36 protein-coding genes are annotated in these 14,842 nt (G+C 66.4%); all 36 read left to right on the forward strand.

From position 1 onward, the window contains the following. A partial coding sequence (locus NP3_RS48975) for a hypothetical protein (RefSeq protein WP_169814461.1) occupies positions 1-509 on the forward strand: 509 nt, incomplete at its 5' end. Next, the gene (locus tag NP3_RS47745) at positions 509-646 is read left to right on the forward strand and encodes a hypothetical protein (RefSeq protein ID WP_157124200.1); all 138 of its coding nucleotides are present in this window, start codon (positions 509-511) and stop codon (positions 644-646) included. The genes NP3_RS48975 and NP3_RS47745, both read left to right, overlap by 1 nt. Next, positions 643-870, forward strand: coding sequence for a hypothetical protein (locus NP3_RS09040; protein ID WP_063039652.1), 228 nt, complete (start codon positions 643-645; stop codon positions 868-870). Before NP3_RS47745 ends, NP3_RS09040 begins: the two co-directional genes overlap by 4 nt. 3 nt (positions 871-873) lie before the next feature. Next, positions 874-1,095, forward strand: coding sequence for a hypothetical protein (locus NP3_RS09045; protein ID WP_063039654.1), 222 nt, complete (start codon positions 874-876; stop codon positions 1,093-1,095). A 75-nt stretch (positions 1,096-1,170) separates the two neighbouring features. Further along, entirely contained in the window at positions 1,171-1,374 is a 204-nt protein-coding gene (locus tag NP3_RS09050; RefSeq protein ID WP_063039656.1) for a hypothetical protein, read from the forward strand. Beyond that, positions 1,371-1,598, forward strand: a complete 228-nt coding sequence (locus NP3_RS09055) for a hypothetical protein (RefSeq protein WP_063039658.1) — start codon at positions 1,371-1,373, stop codon at positions 1,596-1,598. The genes NP3_RS09050 and NP3_RS09055 overlap by 4 nt, the downstream gene beginning before the upstream one ends. Continuing rightward, positions 1,595-1,765 (forward strand): hypothetical protein, encoded by a 171-nt coding sequence (locus NP3_RS47750; protein WP_157124201.1) that lies wholly within the window; start codon positions 1,595-1,597, stop codon positions 1,763-1,765. Before NP3_RS09055 ends, NP3_RS47750 begins: the two co-directional genes overlap by 4 nt. Beyond that, positions 1,762-1,998 carry a hypothetical protein gene (locus NP3_RS09060; protein ID WP_063039659.1) on the forward strand — a complete coding sequence of 79 codons (237 nt, stop codon included), beginning with the start codon at positions 1,762-1,764 and terminating at the stop codon, positions 1,996-1,998. Before NP3_RS47750 ends, NP3_RS09060 begins: the two co-directional genes overlap by 4 nt. After that, positions 1,995-2,246 (forward strand): hypothetical protein, encoded by a 252-nt coding sequence (locus NP3_RS09065; protein WP_063039660.1) that lies wholly within the window; start codon positions 1,995-1,997, stop codon positions 2,244-2,246. The genes NP3_RS09060 and NP3_RS09065 overlap by 4 nt, the downstream gene beginning before the upstream one ends. 8 nt (positions 2,247-2,254) lie before the next feature. Beyond that, positions 2,255-2,488: a hypothetical protein gene (locus NP3_RS09070; RefSeq protein ID WP_157124202.1), complete on the forward strand. Its 234-nt coding sequence runs from the start codon at positions 2,255-2,257 to the stop codon at positions 2,486-2,488. Next, positions 2,488-2,760, forward strand: a complete 273-nt coding sequence (locus tag NP3_RS48980) for a hypothetical protein (protein WP_063039662.1) — start codon at positions 2,488-2,490, stop codon at positions 2,758-2,760. Before NP3_RS09070 ends, NP3_RS48980 begins: the two co-directional genes overlap by 1 nt. Next, positions 2,741-3,316: a WhiB family transcriptional regulator gene (locus NP3_RS09080; RefSeq protein WP_169814462.1), complete on the forward strand. Its 576-nt coding sequence runs from the start codon at positions 2,741-2,743 to the stop codon at positions 3,314-3,316. Before NP3_RS48980 ends, NP3_RS09080 begins: the two co-directional genes overlap by 20 nt. Next, positions 3,313-4,137 carry a PD-(D/E)XK nuclease-like domain-containing protein gene (locus NP3_RS09085; RefSeq protein WP_063039665.1) on the forward strand — a complete coding sequence of 275 codons (825 nt, stop codon included), beginning with the start codon at positions 3,313-3,315 and terminating at the stop codon, positions 4,135-4,137. The genes NP3_RS09080 and NP3_RS09085 overlap by 4 nt, the downstream gene beginning before the upstream one ends. Next, complete coding sequence (locus NP3_RS09090) at positions 4,134-5,414, forward strand: hypothetical protein (protein WP_157124204.1); 1,281 nt, start codon at positions 4,134-4,136, stop codon at positions 5,412-5,414. The genes NP3_RS09085 and NP3_RS09090 overlap by 4 nt, the downstream gene beginning before the upstream one ends. A gap of 125 nt (positions 5,415-5,539) precedes the next feature. After that, complete coding sequence (locus tag NP3_RS09095) at positions 5,540-5,890, forward strand: hypothetical protein (RefSeq protein WP_063039669.1); 351 nt, start codon at positions 5,540-5,542, stop codon at positions 5,888-5,890. A gap of 45 nt (positions 5,891-5,935) precedes the next feature. Next, complete coding sequence (locus tag NP3_RS09100; RefSeq protein WP_157124205.1) at positions 5,936-6,169, forward strand: hypothetical protein; 234 nt, start codon at positions 5,936-5,938, stop codon at positions 6,167-6,169. After that, positions 6,166-6,558, forward strand: coding sequence for a hypothetical protein (locus NP3_RS09105; protein WP_063039673.1), 393 nt, complete (start codon positions 6,166-6,168; stop codon positions 6,556-6,558). The genes NP3_RS09100 and NP3_RS09105 overlap by 4 nt, the downstream gene beginning before the upstream one ends. Then, entirely contained in the window at positions 6,555-7,511 is a 957-nt protein-coding gene (locus NP3_RS09110) for a DNA translocase FtsK (RefSeq protein WP_063039674.1), read from the forward strand. Before NP3_RS09105 ends, NP3_RS09110 begins: the two co-directional genes overlap by 4 nt. Then, positions 7,508-7,873: a hypothetical protein gene (locus NP3_RS09115; RefSeq protein ID WP_063039676.1), complete on the forward strand. Its 366-nt coding sequence runs from the start codon at positions 7,508-7,510 to the stop codon at positions 7,871-7,873. Before NP3_RS09110 ends, NP3_RS09115 begins: the two co-directional genes overlap by 4 nt. Further along, a complete protein-coding gene (locus tag NP3_RS09120; protein ID WP_063039678.1) occupies positions 7,873-8,994 on the forward strand; it encodes a hypothetical protein in 1,122 nt (373 codons plus the stop codon). The genes NP3_RS09115 and NP3_RS09120 overlap by 1 nt, the downstream gene beginning before the upstream one ends. After that, complete coding sequence (locus NP3_RS09125) at positions 8,987-9,328, forward strand: hypothetical protein (protein ID WP_063039680.1); 342 nt, start codon at positions 8,987-8,989, stop codon at positions 9,326-9,328. The genes NP3_RS09120 and NP3_RS09125 overlap by 8 nt, the downstream gene beginning before the upstream one ends. Continuing rightward, the gene (locus tag NP3_RS09130) at positions 9,321-9,692 is read left to right on the forward strand and encodes a hypothetical protein (RefSeq protein ID WP_063039682.1); all 372 of its coding nucleotides are present in this window, start codon (positions 9,321-9,323) and stop codon (positions 9,690-9,692) included. Before NP3_RS09125 ends, NP3_RS09130 begins: the two co-directional genes overlap by 8 nt. After that, positions 9,685-10,059, forward strand: a complete 375-nt coding sequence (locus tag NP3_RS09135) for a hypothetical protein (protein WP_063039684.1) — start codon at positions 9,685-9,687, stop codon at positions 10,057-10,059. Before NP3_RS09130 ends, NP3_RS09135 begins: the two co-directional genes overlap by 8 nt. Continuing rightward, entirely contained in the window at positions 10,052-10,297 is a 246-nt protein-coding gene (locus tag NP3_RS09140) for a zinc finger domain-containing protein (RefSeq protein ID WP_063039686.1), read from the forward strand. The genes NP3_RS09135 and NP3_RS09140 overlap by 8 nt, the downstream gene beginning before the upstream one ends. Further along, positions 10,290-11,123, forward strand: a complete 834-nt coding sequence (locus tag NP3_RS09145; RefSeq protein WP_063039687.1) for a hypothetical protein — start codon at positions 10,290-10,292, stop codon at positions 11,121-11,123. The genes NP3_RS09140 and NP3_RS09145 overlap by 8 nt, the downstream gene beginning before the upstream one ends. Further along, positions 11,120-11,290, forward strand: a complete 171-nt coding sequence (locus tag NP3_RS47755; protein ID WP_157124207.1) for a hypothetical protein — start codon at positions 11,120-11,122, stop codon at positions 11,288-11,290. The genes NP3_RS09145 and NP3_RS47755 overlap by 4 nt, the downstream gene beginning before the upstream one ends. Further along, positions 11,287-11,757 (forward strand): RusA family crossover junction endodeoxyribonuclease, encoded by a 471-nt coding sequence (locus tag NP3_RS09150; protein WP_063824721.1) that lies wholly within the window; start codon positions 11,287-11,289, stop codon positions 11,755-11,757. Before NP3_RS47755 ends, NP3_RS09150 begins: the two co-directional genes overlap by 4 nt. Beyond that, complete coding sequence (locus NP3_RS09155) at positions 11,754-12,071, forward strand: hypothetical protein (RefSeq protein WP_063039688.1); 318 nt, start codon at positions 11,754-11,756, stop codon at positions 12,069-12,071. The genes NP3_RS09150 and NP3_RS09155 overlap by 4 nt, the downstream gene beginning before the upstream one ends. Beyond that, positions 12,068-12,280 (forward strand): hypothetical protein, encoded by a 213-nt coding sequence (locus NP3_RS09160; RefSeq protein WP_063039689.1) that lies wholly within the window; start codon positions 12,068-12,070, stop codon positions 12,278-12,280. Before NP3_RS09155 ends, NP3_RS09160 begins: the two co-directional genes overlap by 4 nt. Beyond that, on the forward strand, positions 12,277-13,194 hold the full coding sequence (locus NP3_RS09165; protein WP_063039691.1) for a hypothetical protein: 918 nt from the start codon (positions 12,277-12,279) through the stop codon (positions 13,192-13,194). Before NP3_RS09160 ends, NP3_RS09165 begins: the two co-directional genes overlap by 4 nt. After that, entirely contained in the window at positions 13,191-13,484 is a 294-nt protein-coding gene (locus NP3_RS09170) for a hypothetical protein (protein WP_063039693.1), read from the forward strand. The genes NP3_RS09165 and NP3_RS09170 overlap by 4 nt, the downstream gene beginning before the upstream one ends. Further along, a complete protein-coding gene (locus tag NP3_RS09175) occupies positions 13,481-13,843 on the forward strand; it encodes a DUF6221 family protein (protein ID WP_063039695.1) in 363 nt (120 codons plus the stop codon). Before NP3_RS09170 ends, NP3_RS09175 begins: the two co-directional genes overlap by 4 nt. Then, complete coding sequence (locus tag NP3_RS09180) at positions 13,840-14,142, forward strand: hypothetical protein (protein ID WP_157124208.1); 303 nt, start codon at positions 13,840-13,842, stop codon at positions 14,140-14,142. The genes NP3_RS09175 and NP3_RS09180 overlap by 4 nt, the downstream gene beginning before the upstream one ends. Beyond that, the gene (locus tag NP3_RS09185) at positions 14,139-14,336 is read left to right on the forward strand and encodes a hypothetical protein (protein ID WP_063039699.1); all 198 of its coding nucleotides are present in this window, start codon (positions 14,139-14,141) and stop codon (positions 14,334-14,336) included. Before NP3_RS09180 ends, NP3_RS09185 begins: the two co-directional genes overlap by 4 nt. A gap of 82 nt (positions 14,337-14,418) precedes the next feature. After that, positions 14,419-14,574 (forward strand): hypothetical protein, encoded by a 156-nt coding sequence (locus NP3_RS47760; RefSeq protein WP_157124209.1) that lies wholly within the window; start codon positions 14,419-14,421, stop codon positions 14,572-14,574. A gap of 76 nt (positions 14,575-14,650) precedes the next feature. Further along, a partial coding sequence (locus NP3_RS09190) for a hypothetical protein (RefSeq protein WP_218024830.1) occupies positions 14,651-14,842 on the forward strand: 192 nt, incomplete at its 3' end.

Consider the following 14,842-nt stretch of genomic DNA (forward strand, 5'->3'; position numbering starts at 1 on the left):
ACCAGAACGGCGCGCCGGTCTCCACGCACGACGCCGAGATGATCGCTCGCGCATTCGGATTCAGTTCCGCGGCCGAGATCGAGCGCGTGATCGCGAAACGCGAGGAGACCAACCGCGAGCGCGGCATCGTGTCCAAGGCCGCCGCCCAGGTCAACGCGACCGCCGATCGCGAACTCGCCCGGCTCGCGGCGATCCGCCGAACCAAGCAGGACACTGCGCTCGACGATGTCGCGTTCGATAAGGCGCACGCGACCCTGAAGCGCCGTCAACAGCTGACCGGTGAGCCGTACACCGACGCCGCCCGCGTGCTGCACTACCTCGAACACGGAGCGGACACACCTACCGCCGACGCTGCTCGCCAGTCGCGACCCGCAGCCGACATGACCGGCGAGGAACTCGCCGCCGAGAGGGCGTATCTCGAGTACAAACACCAAAAGCACGAGCAGCGCCGTCAGAACTCCCGCGACGCTCGTTACAAGGTGCTCGAGCGCAAGGCCGGTGCGGCGTGATGAGTCTGCATATCCCGCACCACATCCCGCATGTCGACCTTGAAACGCGGCTGCTGCTACTCGACATCGCCCGGGTGCTGCTGATCATGGCCATCGTGCCGCTGCTCGCGGTCATCCTGATGTCGGTGGGCCCGTGAGCCGCATACGCCAGACCATCGCGTGCGCCGCCTCAGCCGCGGGCGTCGGTTGCGTGCCGTTCGTGGCGCTGCTCGCCGCCGCATGGGTGCTCTACATCAACGGCTGGATCACCCCCGCGCAATTCCTGACGGCGCTGACAGGCCTACTCGTCTGCTGCGCTGCGATCGTGGTCGGCTGCGCACTGGCGGCACTGATCACCGCACTGCCGATCGAGCGGCGGTAAGACATGGCGGCCGACGATACCGACGAGGTCGCCCGGGCGATCCATGGCGCGGATGCGCTCGTCGTGATCACGCGCGCTCCCGGCGATCCCGACTCGGCCGAGGGCACGCTCGTCCTTTTTGAGACCGCGGATCCCATTGCGCCCGAGCAGATCATGCGCCTGCTGCGCAAGATGGCCGCCGATATCGACGACTACCTCAATTCCCCCACCCCGACAAACCCCTGACGTGCGACGTCCCGCCGGTCTGCAACACCGGCGGGACGCCATCCCACGTACCCGAAATCGAGAGGAAGCCTACCGATGGGCAAGCACGCAAACAACCGCACTCACCCCGCCGGATCGCAACGGACCACCGTCTCAGCCATCACATCTCGCGCCGAAAGCGCCATGGTGGCAACCGTTCCGATGACCGTCGTCGCGGAACCATTAGCGCCGGATCAACCCGACGAATGGGTCACCACCGATGCATGGGCCCACGCCCATTTCGGGCAGGTGAACCGATGAGCCTGATCGAATACCTGCACGACGACGACGGCCCACGCCCGGCATGGTGGGGCACGCTCGACTTCGGCACCTACCACGCCCGCCAATGCGCCGATCGGCTGCTGCTGGCCGACGCGATCGGACGACTCGAGGAACTCGCCGAGGACCTGCGTTGGCTCGGCCAATACGAAACGCTCGGTCAGCTGCTCGCCGCACTCGGCACGCGAGAAGTGGTGCGCCGGTGAGCATTCACGCATCCGAGCCTAACGAGATCGACGAGACCCTCAGCGGCATCGCGCTTTCGGCCGAACAGGACACCGCCGCCGCGTATGGCCGCTGGCTGTCCAGCGAAACGAGCGCATGGGACCGCATCGGTCATCGCCCGTTCGCACGGGAAGCGAGCAGCCAATGAGCGCCATCACCGCCGACGTGCTGCATGAGGAGAACGAGCGCTTGCAGCCATACGGGCCGCCGCCCTCGCAAGTCGACCCGGGCATATGGACCGAACTCACCGGGGCTGTGTACCGAGGGCAATGGATGCTCGGGCTGAGCCTGCATCACTGGCAGGTTCGCGACCTCGCCGCCTACATCGCCGACCAGATGTTCGCCGGAGCTCCCGCGACACGGGAGGTGAGCAGCCGGTGACCGATCCCATGATGACGGCCGAGTTCGACCAGGCGCACGCCCAGGTCCGCGACACGGTCGACGGCCTGATCGACGGCCTCGCACAGGCCGCAGAAGGGTGCCCGTGCGGGCATGCGATCGACTCACAGGATCACATGCTCACCCTCGTCGGCTACCTCCAGACGCATTACCCCGCGCACCTGCAGTCGGCGTTGCTGGCCGAGGCCTTGACCCGCCTCGCGGTCGCCCGGGAGGCGAGCAGCCGATGAGCGATGCCATGACACCAGTCGACGCCGACCTCGGCGAAACAATCGACGAGTACGACGACGCAGAACCCGCCCCGATCGTCATCACCTGCGATGCCTGCGGCGGATCCGGCGACAGCACCGGTGCCGATTGGTGCGAGGAATGCCTCGGCACCGGTCGCCTCGACATCGTCGGCGCGGGAATCTACCCGCACGACGAAGACCGGCCCGCCCGCCCCGCCGACGCCGCGAACGGGGTGGCGTGATGGCGCGCGGCGACCGGGGCACCGTGCCCGTCGAGCAGGTTCGCGAACACGTCCGCGCGCTGCAGAAAGCCAACATGCCCAATCGGGCTATTGCCGCGGCGGCCGGTCTGTCGTTTTCGACGTTCAACAGCGTCATGTATTCGCTGCCGAAACGCTCGAAACGCAAGCACGTCACCGCCGCCACCGCTGAGGCGTTGCTGTCGGTTCCCGTGCCACCGAAACCCTTGCCACTCACCAAGGGGGCGATGCTGCGTGCAGCACAACGCAGATGACAACTGGCGCAACCGGGCTGCGTGCAAGAACCACCCGAACCCTGATATGTGGTTCCCGACGACGCGCAAGGAAACGACCGAGTCCGCCGAGGCGAAACGCATCTGCGTGCAACGCTGCGAAGTGCGGTGGGAGTGCGGCGATGACGCAGACCGTAGCGGCGCACGCTGCGGCATCCACGCCGGATTCGACACCACCAAAACCGCGGGCTGGAAAGACCTCCAAGAGTTCCTTGGCCGCCCGACCACACGGGTTCGCCGCAAGGCTCGCCCGGTCGTGTGTACCCAATGCGGCGAAGAATTCCAGACCAACCGAGTCGGCTCGGCTCCCCGGTGCATGGCCTGTGTGCAGGGGCTCGTGCTGGTGGAACCGGTACACGACCACCTCAAGTGGTTAGTCCGTGAAACCGGCTGGATTCACAAGGAGATCGCGACACGCGCCGGTCTGTCGCGCAGCATCGTCCAATCCACGATGGTTCGCCGCAACACCTACATGAAGCGCGAATCCGCTGAGCGGCTGCTTGCCGTGCAGCCCGATTCGTTGGCGGCGCCGCGATGACCGCGCCGATCGAGCCGGGCCTTTACGCGGGCGTGCCCGAGGCGGTCTATCACGGCGGCCCGGGCATATCGTCCTCGGGCGCGCGCCGCCTACTGCAGGTGACCCCGCACCGGTGGCGCTGGGAGCGCGAAAACCCAAAACCTCCCAGCGAGGAAATGGAATTCGGCACCGCTGTGCACACTCTCGTGCTCGGCACCGGCGCGACGCTGGTCGACACCGGCCACCAGAAGTGGAATACGAACGTCGCCAAGGCGCGGGTCGCCGAGATCCGCGCCGCCGGTGACGTACCGATGCGACCCCTCGACTTCGAGGCCGCGCACACCGCCGCGGCGAACGTGCGCGCCCACGAATCCGCCTCACGGCTGCTCACGGGTGGCATACCGGAGTTGTCGGCATATGCCCGCGACCCGGAAACCGGGGTGATGCTGCGAGCACGCGGCGACTATGTGCGCCTGCGGGATTCGCATGCCGCGCTCGTCGACGACCTCAAGACCACCTCTGAATCGGGCCCGGACGGATTCCTGTGGTCGGTCGCGAAATACGGCTACCACCGGCAGCAGGCGTTCTACGAATTCGTGTTCGCGCTACTCGGAATCGAGATCGAGTTCGTGTTCATCGTCGTCTGCAACGCCCCGCCATACGAGGTGTTCGTCGTCGACCTTCCGCGCCGCGCCGTCGACCTCGGCGAGCGCGACATCCGCCGCGCGCTCGAGCGCTACGCCTCGTGCGTGCTCACCGACATATGGCCGTCGCACGCCGACGGCATCCATCACATCGATCTGCCCGAAAAGACATACCGCCAGGAGGAATGGGTTTCATGACCACCACCGAAGTCGCCACCATCGACGACACCGAGTTCATATCCAACGCGCTGACGACCGTCGACCCGTTCGACACGCTCAACCGCTACGCGGACATGCTCGCCAAGTCGCTGAAGTTCGCGCAGGATGTCTGCCGGACGTCGCTGGTTCCGAAGATCTACCAGAACAAGCCGGGCGACGCCGCGGTCGCGATCCTGCACGGCACCGAACTCGGCCTGCACCCGCTCCAGGCGCTCCAGAACATCTTTTCCGTCCACGGCATGCCCGCGATCTACGCCAAGACCATGGTCGCGCTGCTGAAGGCCAAGGGCTACCGATTCCAGACCCAGGAGACCGGCCCCGACAAGGTCACCCTGCAAGCGTGGTCGCCCAGCGGCAAAGAGACCGAGACCTCGACATGGACGATCGCCCGCGCTACGCAGGCCGGGTTCGTGCCCACGATCGACCCGGAGACCGGCAAGTACAAGACGAAGAAGTTCAAAGGCCAGGACGGCCCGTACGAGAAGCTGATCGGTAACGAGAAGTACATCACGCAGCCCGAGGAAATGCTTTACGCCAAGGCCGCGTCCACCGTCTGCCGCCGCCTCGCCCCGCACATCCTGCTCGGCCTCGCCTTCGTCGAGGACATGGAAGACGCCGAGGCCAGCGAGCCCGAACCGGTGCGCGCCACCTCCGAGCGCGTCACCCCGACACCCCTGCCGACGGCGGACGCCGCCCCGGCGGCCGGTCCCGTCGTGCAGCAATGGCAGCCGCCCGCCACCGACGAGGAACCCGTCGACGCCGAGACGACCTCGGAAGAGGGCGAAAAACCGGACACCGCGCAGGTGGAGGACTCGGCGCAGGCCTCGCCCGAACCGGCCAGCGAGATGGCGACCACTGCTGAACAGCGGGCGCTGTCGGATCAACTCGAACGTCACGGCCACAAGGCCCCGGCAGCGAAACGCGCTTACCTGACCAAGGAGACCGGCCGCAAGATCGGCTCAGCGAAGGATCTGCACGGCTTCGAGGCGCGCGCGATCACCGAACGACTCACCGCGCTCGCCGACCCCGAGCAGGTCGCCGCACTGCGCCGCGCGCTCGAGGTCGACAACGTCCACGCCGAGGGTAAGCAACTCGACTGGATTCGCGACAACGCCGCGCCCGACCTCGGCGACTGGGGCGACCTCGCCGCCGACATCGCCGTCGACCTGACCGTCTACCTGCGCACCGAACAGGCCAAGGACGCCGCGAGGGCGAGCGCGCAGACCGCGCTCGACGCGGACGGAGCGGGCCAGTGAGCTGCCGACGCGGATGCCCAGAGGGCGAATGCTATTGCGCCGAAATGACATACGCCGAGGCGAACGACGTATGTCGCGGCTGCGGCGGGCATGACGGCGACTGCTATTGCGGGGAGGACTGACCAGTGAGCGACAACGCCGTTCCACTCGGCCGACCCGCCGCCGAGCACCTCATCAAGACCGCAAGCGATATCGCGCGCCTGCTCAGCGAGGCCGGAGCGTTGGCGTCGGCCGCCGACCATGCGACCGCGCAGCAGAATCAAGCCGTCCTCGGCAGCCTCGCGACCGCGAACGCTTTGCTCGCCGTCGAGGGCCGCCTCGGCGAACTCGTCGAGCAGCTGCGCGTCGGCAACGTGATCGCCGCATTCGGCACCGACGGCGAGGACGGCTTGCTCGCTATCGACGACCAGGCCTCCGCCGCAACGTATGTGCGCGCTCATGTCGGCGAGATCGTCGACCCGAACGGGGGCGAGTAAATGGCCGTGCGTGATGACCACGCGACTATGACACTCAGCCTCCGCATGCCCCGCGTAGAGGACTACTGGGCACTGAAAGCTCTGGCGTGCCTGCGTGGCACGTCGATCGCAGTACAGGCGCACGGGTTCATCCTCGAAGGACTCAAGAACGCCTTCGATCCCGCCGAAATCGAGCGACAGATGGAGGCGGAGAAACAGCGGCTGCTACGGGCCGCCGCCGAGTTGCGGGCAGAAGAACCGACGGTCGAGCACCCTGCCGAGGCGGTGAGCGTCGAATGATCGGCGAATTTCCCCCGCACATCGCGCGCCCGGGCGATCTTGTCGGCCCGCTGGTGTGGTTCCGGCGCCAACCGGTCGCCGTCACGCATTCGCCGCCGACGAGCACCAGCGATCCGCGATACGACCGGTGCACCGAGCACCGGCTCGCGTGCGACTGCCGTGAAGCCGAGCGCACCGAGGAACTGTTCGAGTTGCGCGCCGAGTATTGGCATCTGCGCGATCTGCTCACCGCCCTGATCGACGGACACCCGACCCAAGTGTTCGAGAACGGCGAGCATCGCCGCGATCTCGAATGCCGTTGCCAGCTATGCGCATTCGCTCGGCAAGCACGTCTCGTCACGCCAGCGAACTGGCGCAACCTAACCCACCCCACGAACGGCCGCCCATGACATCAACCACGATCACGGTCGGCACCGCCGACCTACGCCAGGCGCTAACTGCGGTACTTCCGCACGCGGGCAAAGACAAAGACCTGCCGGAGTACAGCCGGGTTCGGCTCACTGTCGACCGTGAGCACGTCACCGTTTCCGCGACAGACCGCATCACCATGGCACTCGCGATCGTGTCGATTTGGGAAGACGCCGCGCACGAGCCGTGCGTCGTCGAGTTGCTGCCCGAGGACGCGAAAAAGCTGCTCACCGTGTTCAAGGCAGGCAAAGCCGACCAGGGAGACCCCGAGTACCGACTGCGCCTCGATATCGACGCCGAGCGCCTGACCGTGACCGACTGCTCGGGCATGGACATGGGCATAGACGGCCGGTCTCTGCGCATTCCACGCCTGCCGACCGGCGACGTGCTCGGCGTCGTCGCGGGCACCATCGCCCTCGCGCACGACGGACAGGCCGCCTTACTGCTCGATATGTCCGTGAGCGGTGAGAAGCTCGCCCGGTTCAAAACCGCGGCTACCACCTACGAGTCGCTCGTCAGCGTCGAGGCGCGCGGCGAGCGCATGGTGCTCATTCGGTGTGGTGAGTCGTTCCTCGGTCTCATGTTGTCGCGCAAGCTCGACGAGGACGACATCAAGCGCGCCAGGGAGCATGCGCGTTCGTGGTCGGAGCGTCTGCCCGACATTCTTGCCGCGGGCAAGGTCGAACAGGGCGACGTCGCCGACCAGGAGCGGTACCGCCACGCCGTCGAGCTCGTGGTGACCACGCAATTCGGCTCGGCATCCATGGTGCAGCGCCGCCTCGGCATCGGGTATGCGCGAGCACGGGCGCTGATCGAACGCATGGAAGAGGACGGCATCGTCGGGCCGACCAAGGTCGGCGGCGGCACGCGTGACGTGCTCGTCTCGGCGGACGGCCTATCCGGCCTGCTCGAGAAGCTCGGTATCACCCCGTGAAGTCGGCCGACGAGTACTACGACACGGCGCTCGTCGGCGCGCCGTTCTCGAACTCGACCGATTCCGAGATCTGGTTCTACAACGTCTGCCGCGGCGGCGGCGTCGAGGCCCGGCGCTGCGTCAACGACGACGACGAGTTCAACCCGTGCCCGCTCATCACGCTGGCCGTGATCGGCCAGACACCGGCCGAATGGGTCGACGGCCGCACCGAGAGCGGCGAGGCGCGCCTCGCCGACCGGTGCACCGAGAAGACCACCCCGGCCGAGGCCCGCCGCGCGGCTCGTGAGGCACAGGAGGCGGCCGAACGCGCCGCCCTGGAGGCCTCGCACTACCCGATGTTCCCCGCCGAGGAGGTGCCTTAGTGGCAAAGATGCTAGACCCGCGTGATTGGTTCCGCTTCCACGCCGGTATGCCCGAGCATCCCAAGGTGGACCCGCTGTCAGACAGCGCTTTTCGCGCGCTGGTCGAGGCGTGGTGTCTGTGCAGGCGCACCGGAAACGACGGCCGGATCCCAATGTCGACGTGGCGGAAGCGATGGAAGGCCAAGCCCCGCGCCGAGTTGGTCGATGCCGGCCTCGTGCACCTCGACGACGACGCCGCAGTCATGCATGACTGGCTCGAGCATCAGCCGAGCACCGGCGAACTCAACCGGAAGCGGGAGCTTCGCGCCGAGGCCGGTAAGCGCGGCGGCCAGAAGTCCGGCGAGACTCGCCGCGAACGAAGCAAATCGGCAACCAAAACCGAAGCAAATGCTTCAACGGAAACCGGTCACAAAGTGGTAACGGCAGCCAAAAAGCCGCACGCCTCCGAAGAGTTATCCACAGGGTCCGACTTCGACGCTGCCGCGAGCGTTTCTGACAGCATCAAAACCCGCCTACCTGCGCAAATAGCCGAAAACGGCGAAGCAAATGCTTCCGTTTTGCTTGAGCAAACGCCGAAGCAAAACACGAACGGAATCGAACCAGAGATAGAGATAGAGATAGATATTGGTCACCTAGGGGGGAATCGATACGTAAGTAACGCGGTCGCGCCGAGCGACGACCCCCCACCGCCAACCCATCACCGAGAACACCCGAACGTTTTCGTTCCCGGCTGCGTCGAGTGCGCCGACACGAACCGCGCTCGAATCGCGTGGCTCAACGAGCAGATCGCCGTGAACCGGCCGAGCGACCGGTGCGCGAAGCACGCCGCCGTGCCGCACCCGCCGCCGTGCGGCCAATGCGCCGACGCTCGTCGCAGCGCCGAGCAATGGGACCGCGAGAAGGAAAAACGCCTCGCAGGCGACGCCGAAGCACGCCGCGCACTGGTCCAAATCTGCACGCTGTGCGACGAAAACGGCTGGCGCAAACCGCCGCCCGAACTGCGCGACGCCGACCCGTGCGTCAGCAAGTGCAACCACCTTCCCGGCGACCTGCCCCCCGAATGGCGCGCCCTCATCGCCGAGCTGCTCGCCACACCCACCCAGGAGACGACAAGTGCCTGACCAGCCCCGCCTGACCGACGAACGACTCCGCGAACTCCGCGACAACGAGGACATCTGCACCAACGCGGGTGAGCGGTCCATGGCCGCCGAACTGCTCGAGCTGCGCGCCCGCACACGCATCGGCTACGTCACAGGCCACCACAACGCAGCTGGCGAGTGGTGGATCGCGTTCGACAGCCCACCGTTCGGCACGCTCGACGAGGCGCTCGCGGACGTGCAGGACGCACGCACGGTGCCGGGCAACGACGTACCCGGCATCGACTGGCGTGCACTCACCGTCTACGACGAGAGCGGCGCACCGGACCGGGCACAGCAGGAGGCCGACCGTGCCTGAACTGACCCCGCTCGAACAGGCCATCGAGCAGGCCATCGCGTTCGCCGAGGCGCACGGCGTCGACGTCGCTGACCTGACCCGGCACGACTTCGGCATCCAGCGCAGCGACCCAGGATTCACCCACGCCAACCACGTCAGCCCGACACACGTCATCGCGGTCACCATCGGCGGTGTCGACGGCGTGAACATCGGTGTCGCCGAACTGGACTGGATTCACTACCCGATCGACGACGGATGTGCCCGGTGCGAACCCGACGAGTGCGACGCCTGCGGCGCAGACCCATGCGCCTGTGAGCCCGCCGTGCCGATGACGACCGTCTACCTGCCCGGCGACGCACCGGCCGAGGAGCGTGCGAATGCCTGAAAATTCGACCGCCCGCGCCGACCTGATCACCACCCTCGCCGACGCGCTCGCCGACCGCCGCCAGGACGACGGCAGCGTGCGCCACCTCATCCGCATCGACGGATGGCTCGACCTCGCCGCGCTCGCCGACACGATCCTCGCAACGCACGAACTCGGCGAGTACCTGCAGCGCCTCGGGTACGTGCTCGTCAAGGAGCAGGCGCACCCCACGAATCCGAATGGCCGGACTCGGACCACGTACGGCGTCGTCTGGACCGACCGGGCCATCGTCGAGAGCGTGCGCGAGTTCGAGACGCGCCGCAACGAGGACAACGGGCGATTCGCCACGCTCAGAATCGGCCAGCTGATCGGCGACCGGGATGAGTGAGACTCCCATGCCCGACAACGTGATTCCGCTGCACAGAACCGTGCCGCTCACCCAGGACGACCAAGCCGTCAAGACCTTCGCCATAGCGCGCGTCGAGTGCGAGGACTGCCCGGCAGGCCTTGGCCAAATGTGCATGTGGCAGGACACGAAAGGCGTCTGGCACGAGTGCCGCGTGCTGCACGTCCGCCGCACCAATGCCGCGCGGCGGCTCATCACCGAGGAGGCCGGTAATGCCTGAAATCGTCGAACAGATCGCGACGGCGCTCGCCGAGCTGCTCGAGACGTACGCCCGTCTGCGCGGCGAGTACATCCGTCCCGGCGAACCGCCGATACCGCACGAGGCCGAATTGCGCGCTGAGATCGCCGGACTAATCAAGGCGGCATGGCTGATCCGCAACCGCGGCGACGAGACCACCGGATTGAGCCTGGCGTCGCGGACATGGCCGCAATGGCGGGCGAAACGGCGCGAGATCTTGAACCGACTGCGCGACATTGAGACCGCGAGTCTCATCATTCCGCGCGACACCACCGGCACGGAGTTCGCGACCGTCGACATCGTCGCCCATGGCGCCGAACTCGGCGAGCTCATCCCGATTTGCAGGCTTACCGACGCCCGGCCGGATATCCAGACCCGCACAACAGGCAAGCGCGTCTATCTCGCTGGCAGCATCGTGACGCGCGACCTCCATGCGTTCGCTGCGATCAGCGGCGCGATCGTCGGGCCTATTGCCGCATGGGCGGTGTGGGGTACCGAATACATGCGCATCTGGGGAATCAGTAGCGACTATCGGACCGGCGGGTACGTTATCGAGTGCACTCAGGCCGCCGATGTCGGATTCGCGCAAATCGACGGCGTCCCGACCACGCTGCGCATCGTCGAACCGTCACCGCCGCGCCCCGTCGATGAGTGGCTGCCAGCCGAGCGCGCCCGAGCGATCCGCGATCTCGTCGGCGATGCCCGCCGCCCGAGCGTGCTCGTTCCGGGCGACACCGGCCCCGACGGCGCAATAACGCTCGTGTCCTGTGATCCGTGGGCACCGGAATTCACGGAGGCGACCCGTTGAGCGCCAACGTCTATCCGCTGCTCGCCTGGGCCGCAGCCACCGCCGTTTTGGAGATCGCCGGAAGGCTCGCGCACCGCCCATTCCTGCGCGCGGCAGCACGCGCACAAGCCCTGTCGGCGGTGCTGCTATTCGCGGTCGCCGGTCTGAGTCTGGTCGTGACGTCATGAGCCCGCGGCTATTCGTACCCGGCAAGGCGATCGAGCAGGGCAGCAAGCGCCACGTCGGCGGCGGCCGGATGGTCGAGGCGAACAAAGGCCTCGGCCCGTGGCGCGAGCGCGTCGCCCTGGCCGCGCACGGTCACGGGTTCACCGTGCTCACCGGTGCCGTTGTCGTCGATCTCGAATTCGTTCGGCCCCGGCCAGTTTCGACGCCGAAGAGCCGCACCCCACCGGCGACGAAGAAACCGGATATCGACAAGCTCTCCCGCGCGATCTTGGACGCACTCACCGGCATCGCATTCGGCGACGACGCGCAGGTAACCGACCTGCGCAGCCGAAAGCGCCTCGCCGAACGCGGCGAGACGCCCGGCGTCTACATCGCAGTATTCGACGCCGCGTCGACGGTCGACGCACTCATCGAACTGGCCTCATCCGGGGTGATTGATCCGTCTGACTTCGGAAAGGCGCAACCGTGATCGAAATCCGAAAGCCCGAGCCTGATCCCATCGAGACCGCGCTGCTCGAGTGGATCCCGTCCGCCGACCTCTATCTCGACGGCGAGCGCACCCACGAAGGCCTAAACCTGCTCGGCGGCAACGAGGTCACGGGCAAGGCCTGGGCGCGCATCATCACCAAGCACCTCGCAACCAACGGCTACGGCCTCATGGCGCTCACCGCGGCTCTACTCGACCCGAAAGGCGCGGCGCAGCACGTACGCACGTACGCGTTCGCGCCGCAGGTAGCCGAGGGAATCCTCGCCATGCTCGACCGGAAAGGCCTGCTGCCATGACGATGCAGAATCCGCGCGGCGACATCCCGCGCCAACCACGCGGCGCCGCACCGCAACTAGGACTCACCGGCGGGCAAATGCCGCTCGAGATGGTCGTCGCCGCCATCGCACGCATGCGTGAGCTCTGGTATCCGTGGATGCACATCCTCAAACGCGCCGACGGAACTGTGGTGGTGACGATCTCGCAGCCCCCGGGCGGTGGCCAGTGACGGCAATCTGCCGAAACCGCCAGTGCGGCCGACCATGCGGAGATTTCCTGTGCTGGGACTGCATCGGCGAACTCGACGATTGCCTCGAGGGCATCCCGTGGCTGCTCGAACAACTCGCGGTCACCGAGCAGCGGCTCGACCGCGTCTCGACCGGCCTGCGATCCGGAGCCACCCCGACCGCACCGCTACTGTTCGACGAGCGCGCCGCCGATCTCCTATCAGCGCTGACCAATTCGCTCACCACCTGGACCCGGCACCTGTGCGAGTCACGCGGCATCGAATACGTGCCCGTCGGTGGCGACTACATCGGCAACCGATTCGTCGGGCCGCCGCGCCGCGGGCAACGGCGCGTACCCGCCGATTTCGTCGACACCATCAACGGCGTCGCGCTCTGGCTGCACGAACATTCGATGTCGGTCCGCCTGGACGAGGCCGCCGGGCAGATCCACGCCGACATCACGCGCGCGGTCGCCGCGGGCATGGTGATCATCAACCCGCCGCCGATGCTCGCCTACCGCGGCCCGTGCCCCGCCATGCTGGTATCTGGGCTCGGTCCGACCCGCGAGTGCGGATTCCCGCTGTACGCCGAACGCGATGAGCTCGACGTCACCTGCGTGCGATGCAAGTCGGTCTATAGGTCCGCCAAGCTCGAACAGCACCTACTCGCGCGCATCGGCGGCCGACTATTCGAGGTGCCCGAGCTCATCGGCGTACTGCGCGAGCTGAACGAACCGGTGCCACGCGGAACGATCGCCTCATGGATATCGCGCGGCCAGCTCGTACCGCGCGGATGGCAATCCGGCGACCGCGTCGTCATGCAACGCCAGGTCAAGACCGACCGCGCGCTGTACCGGCTAGACGATGCGCGGAAACTCCGTGCCCAAGCAACGCAAGCGAGAGGATCGACGGCGTGATCACGAACACCGAAATCGACAGCAACGCAGCAGCAGCGCTATCGGCCGAGGCGGGCATCGCGCGGGAGCAGGCCGAGCGCCTGGTCGCCATCCTGCGCGAGGAGGGTGCGATGCGATCGGCAACCGGCGCGAAGTCGGTCGGGGTCACAATGAAAGCTGGCGCACCGATCCACGTTGACATCGCTTTCGAGGACGGCCGCTATGTCGCTGGCGAGCTGTGTATGCCGCGCTGGAGTGGAGTGTGGTCGAATCCGGCACTGCCACAAGGAAAGCCCGAGGCGATTTCATGACCGTCGAGGAGTTCATCGCGGCCCGGCTCGCCGAGGATGAGCGGATCGCACTGGAGTCGGGCGGCGATGAGTGGATCTATAGCGAGCAGTGGGACCGCGTCAGCACCAGCAAGGACGACGTGTACACGCTGTACCACGCCGAGCACATTGCCCTGCACGATCCGCAACGCGTGCTGTCCGAAGTGCGCGCCTGGCGCACGATGCTCAATGCGATATTCGAGTACGAGGGCATGCTCGACTACATCGGCGGCAAGCGGCCGAGCGTCCCGGACGCCGAGGTCGACGAGATCCCGGCGTTGCGGGCGATCGCGCGAATCTGGGCGAAACATCCCGACTATCAACAGGAGTGGACGGCATGATCGACGCCGATCGCATGATGAACGACTACCTTCGGCGAACCAGGCAGCGCCACCACGACGAGCTCGACACCGCCTATCAGTACGAAATGAAACTCATGCGCAACGTGATCCGCCGCCTCGCCGTCATTATGGAAGACGAGCAGATCCCAGACGAAACGATCACGCACGTGATTCGCGGTGTTCTATACGGCGCACCTTCGGAAGTCGACGCCGAGATGCGTATGCAGCAGCACGAGGCAATGACGAAGCTCGCGCAGACGGCTCCGCTCGACCCGAGCGTGTGGACGATGAAGTCGTGAGCGACGACACTACGGGCATACGTGCCGCCGAGGCCGTCGTACCGGGTTTCGTCTTCAACAACGGCTGGACGCACTTCGAATGCGGCGAGTGCCGTGAGGCGGTCTACGACGGGCCTTGGATCGGCCCGGAGGACGCCGAGGAGCTGAGGCGCATACATCGCGTTGCGTGCGATGCTGAGACGAGAAGGCCCTGACCTCGGCAGATCCCGCCATGTGACAAGCCTCCTTACGTGTTCCTGGCGTGTCGGAGCCGCCGAGCCAGGTATCGTGACCCATATGGGCAGCAAGGGGACACAATCCGCGCAAAAGAGAAGCAAGGTCGATGTGACAGTCGTCCAGCGTGGCCAGCTCGCGCAGATGGCGCGCTCGAACGCGCGACCCAGCCAAGCCCTACAGGCGGCGATCGACCGGGCGGCATCGCGCAAACGTTGACACGTTGAAGCAATACAGATCCGAGCAACTGAACTCGGATCACGTAACCAACTTTTTCAATTGCGGCGAGACCAGCATGGATACCTGGCTCGACGAGAAGGCGCTCAGGGACCAGAAGCTCGGCATATCTGCAACTCAAGTATGGCTGGACGACGGGGGCATGGTCGTCGGCTACTACACCCTGCTACCTACCGTCGTGCGCGAACAGCAGGATGCCGGAATCTGGAAGCTGCTGAAGCCCCGAGGACCGTTCTACGGCGAGGTCTAC

It is taken from the genome of Nocardia pseudovaccinii NBRC 100343 (assembly GCF_001613225.1).
Taxonomy (GTDB): Bacteria; Actinomycetota; Actinomycetes; order Mycobacteriales; family Mycobacteriaceae; genus Nocardia; species Nocardia pseudovaccinii.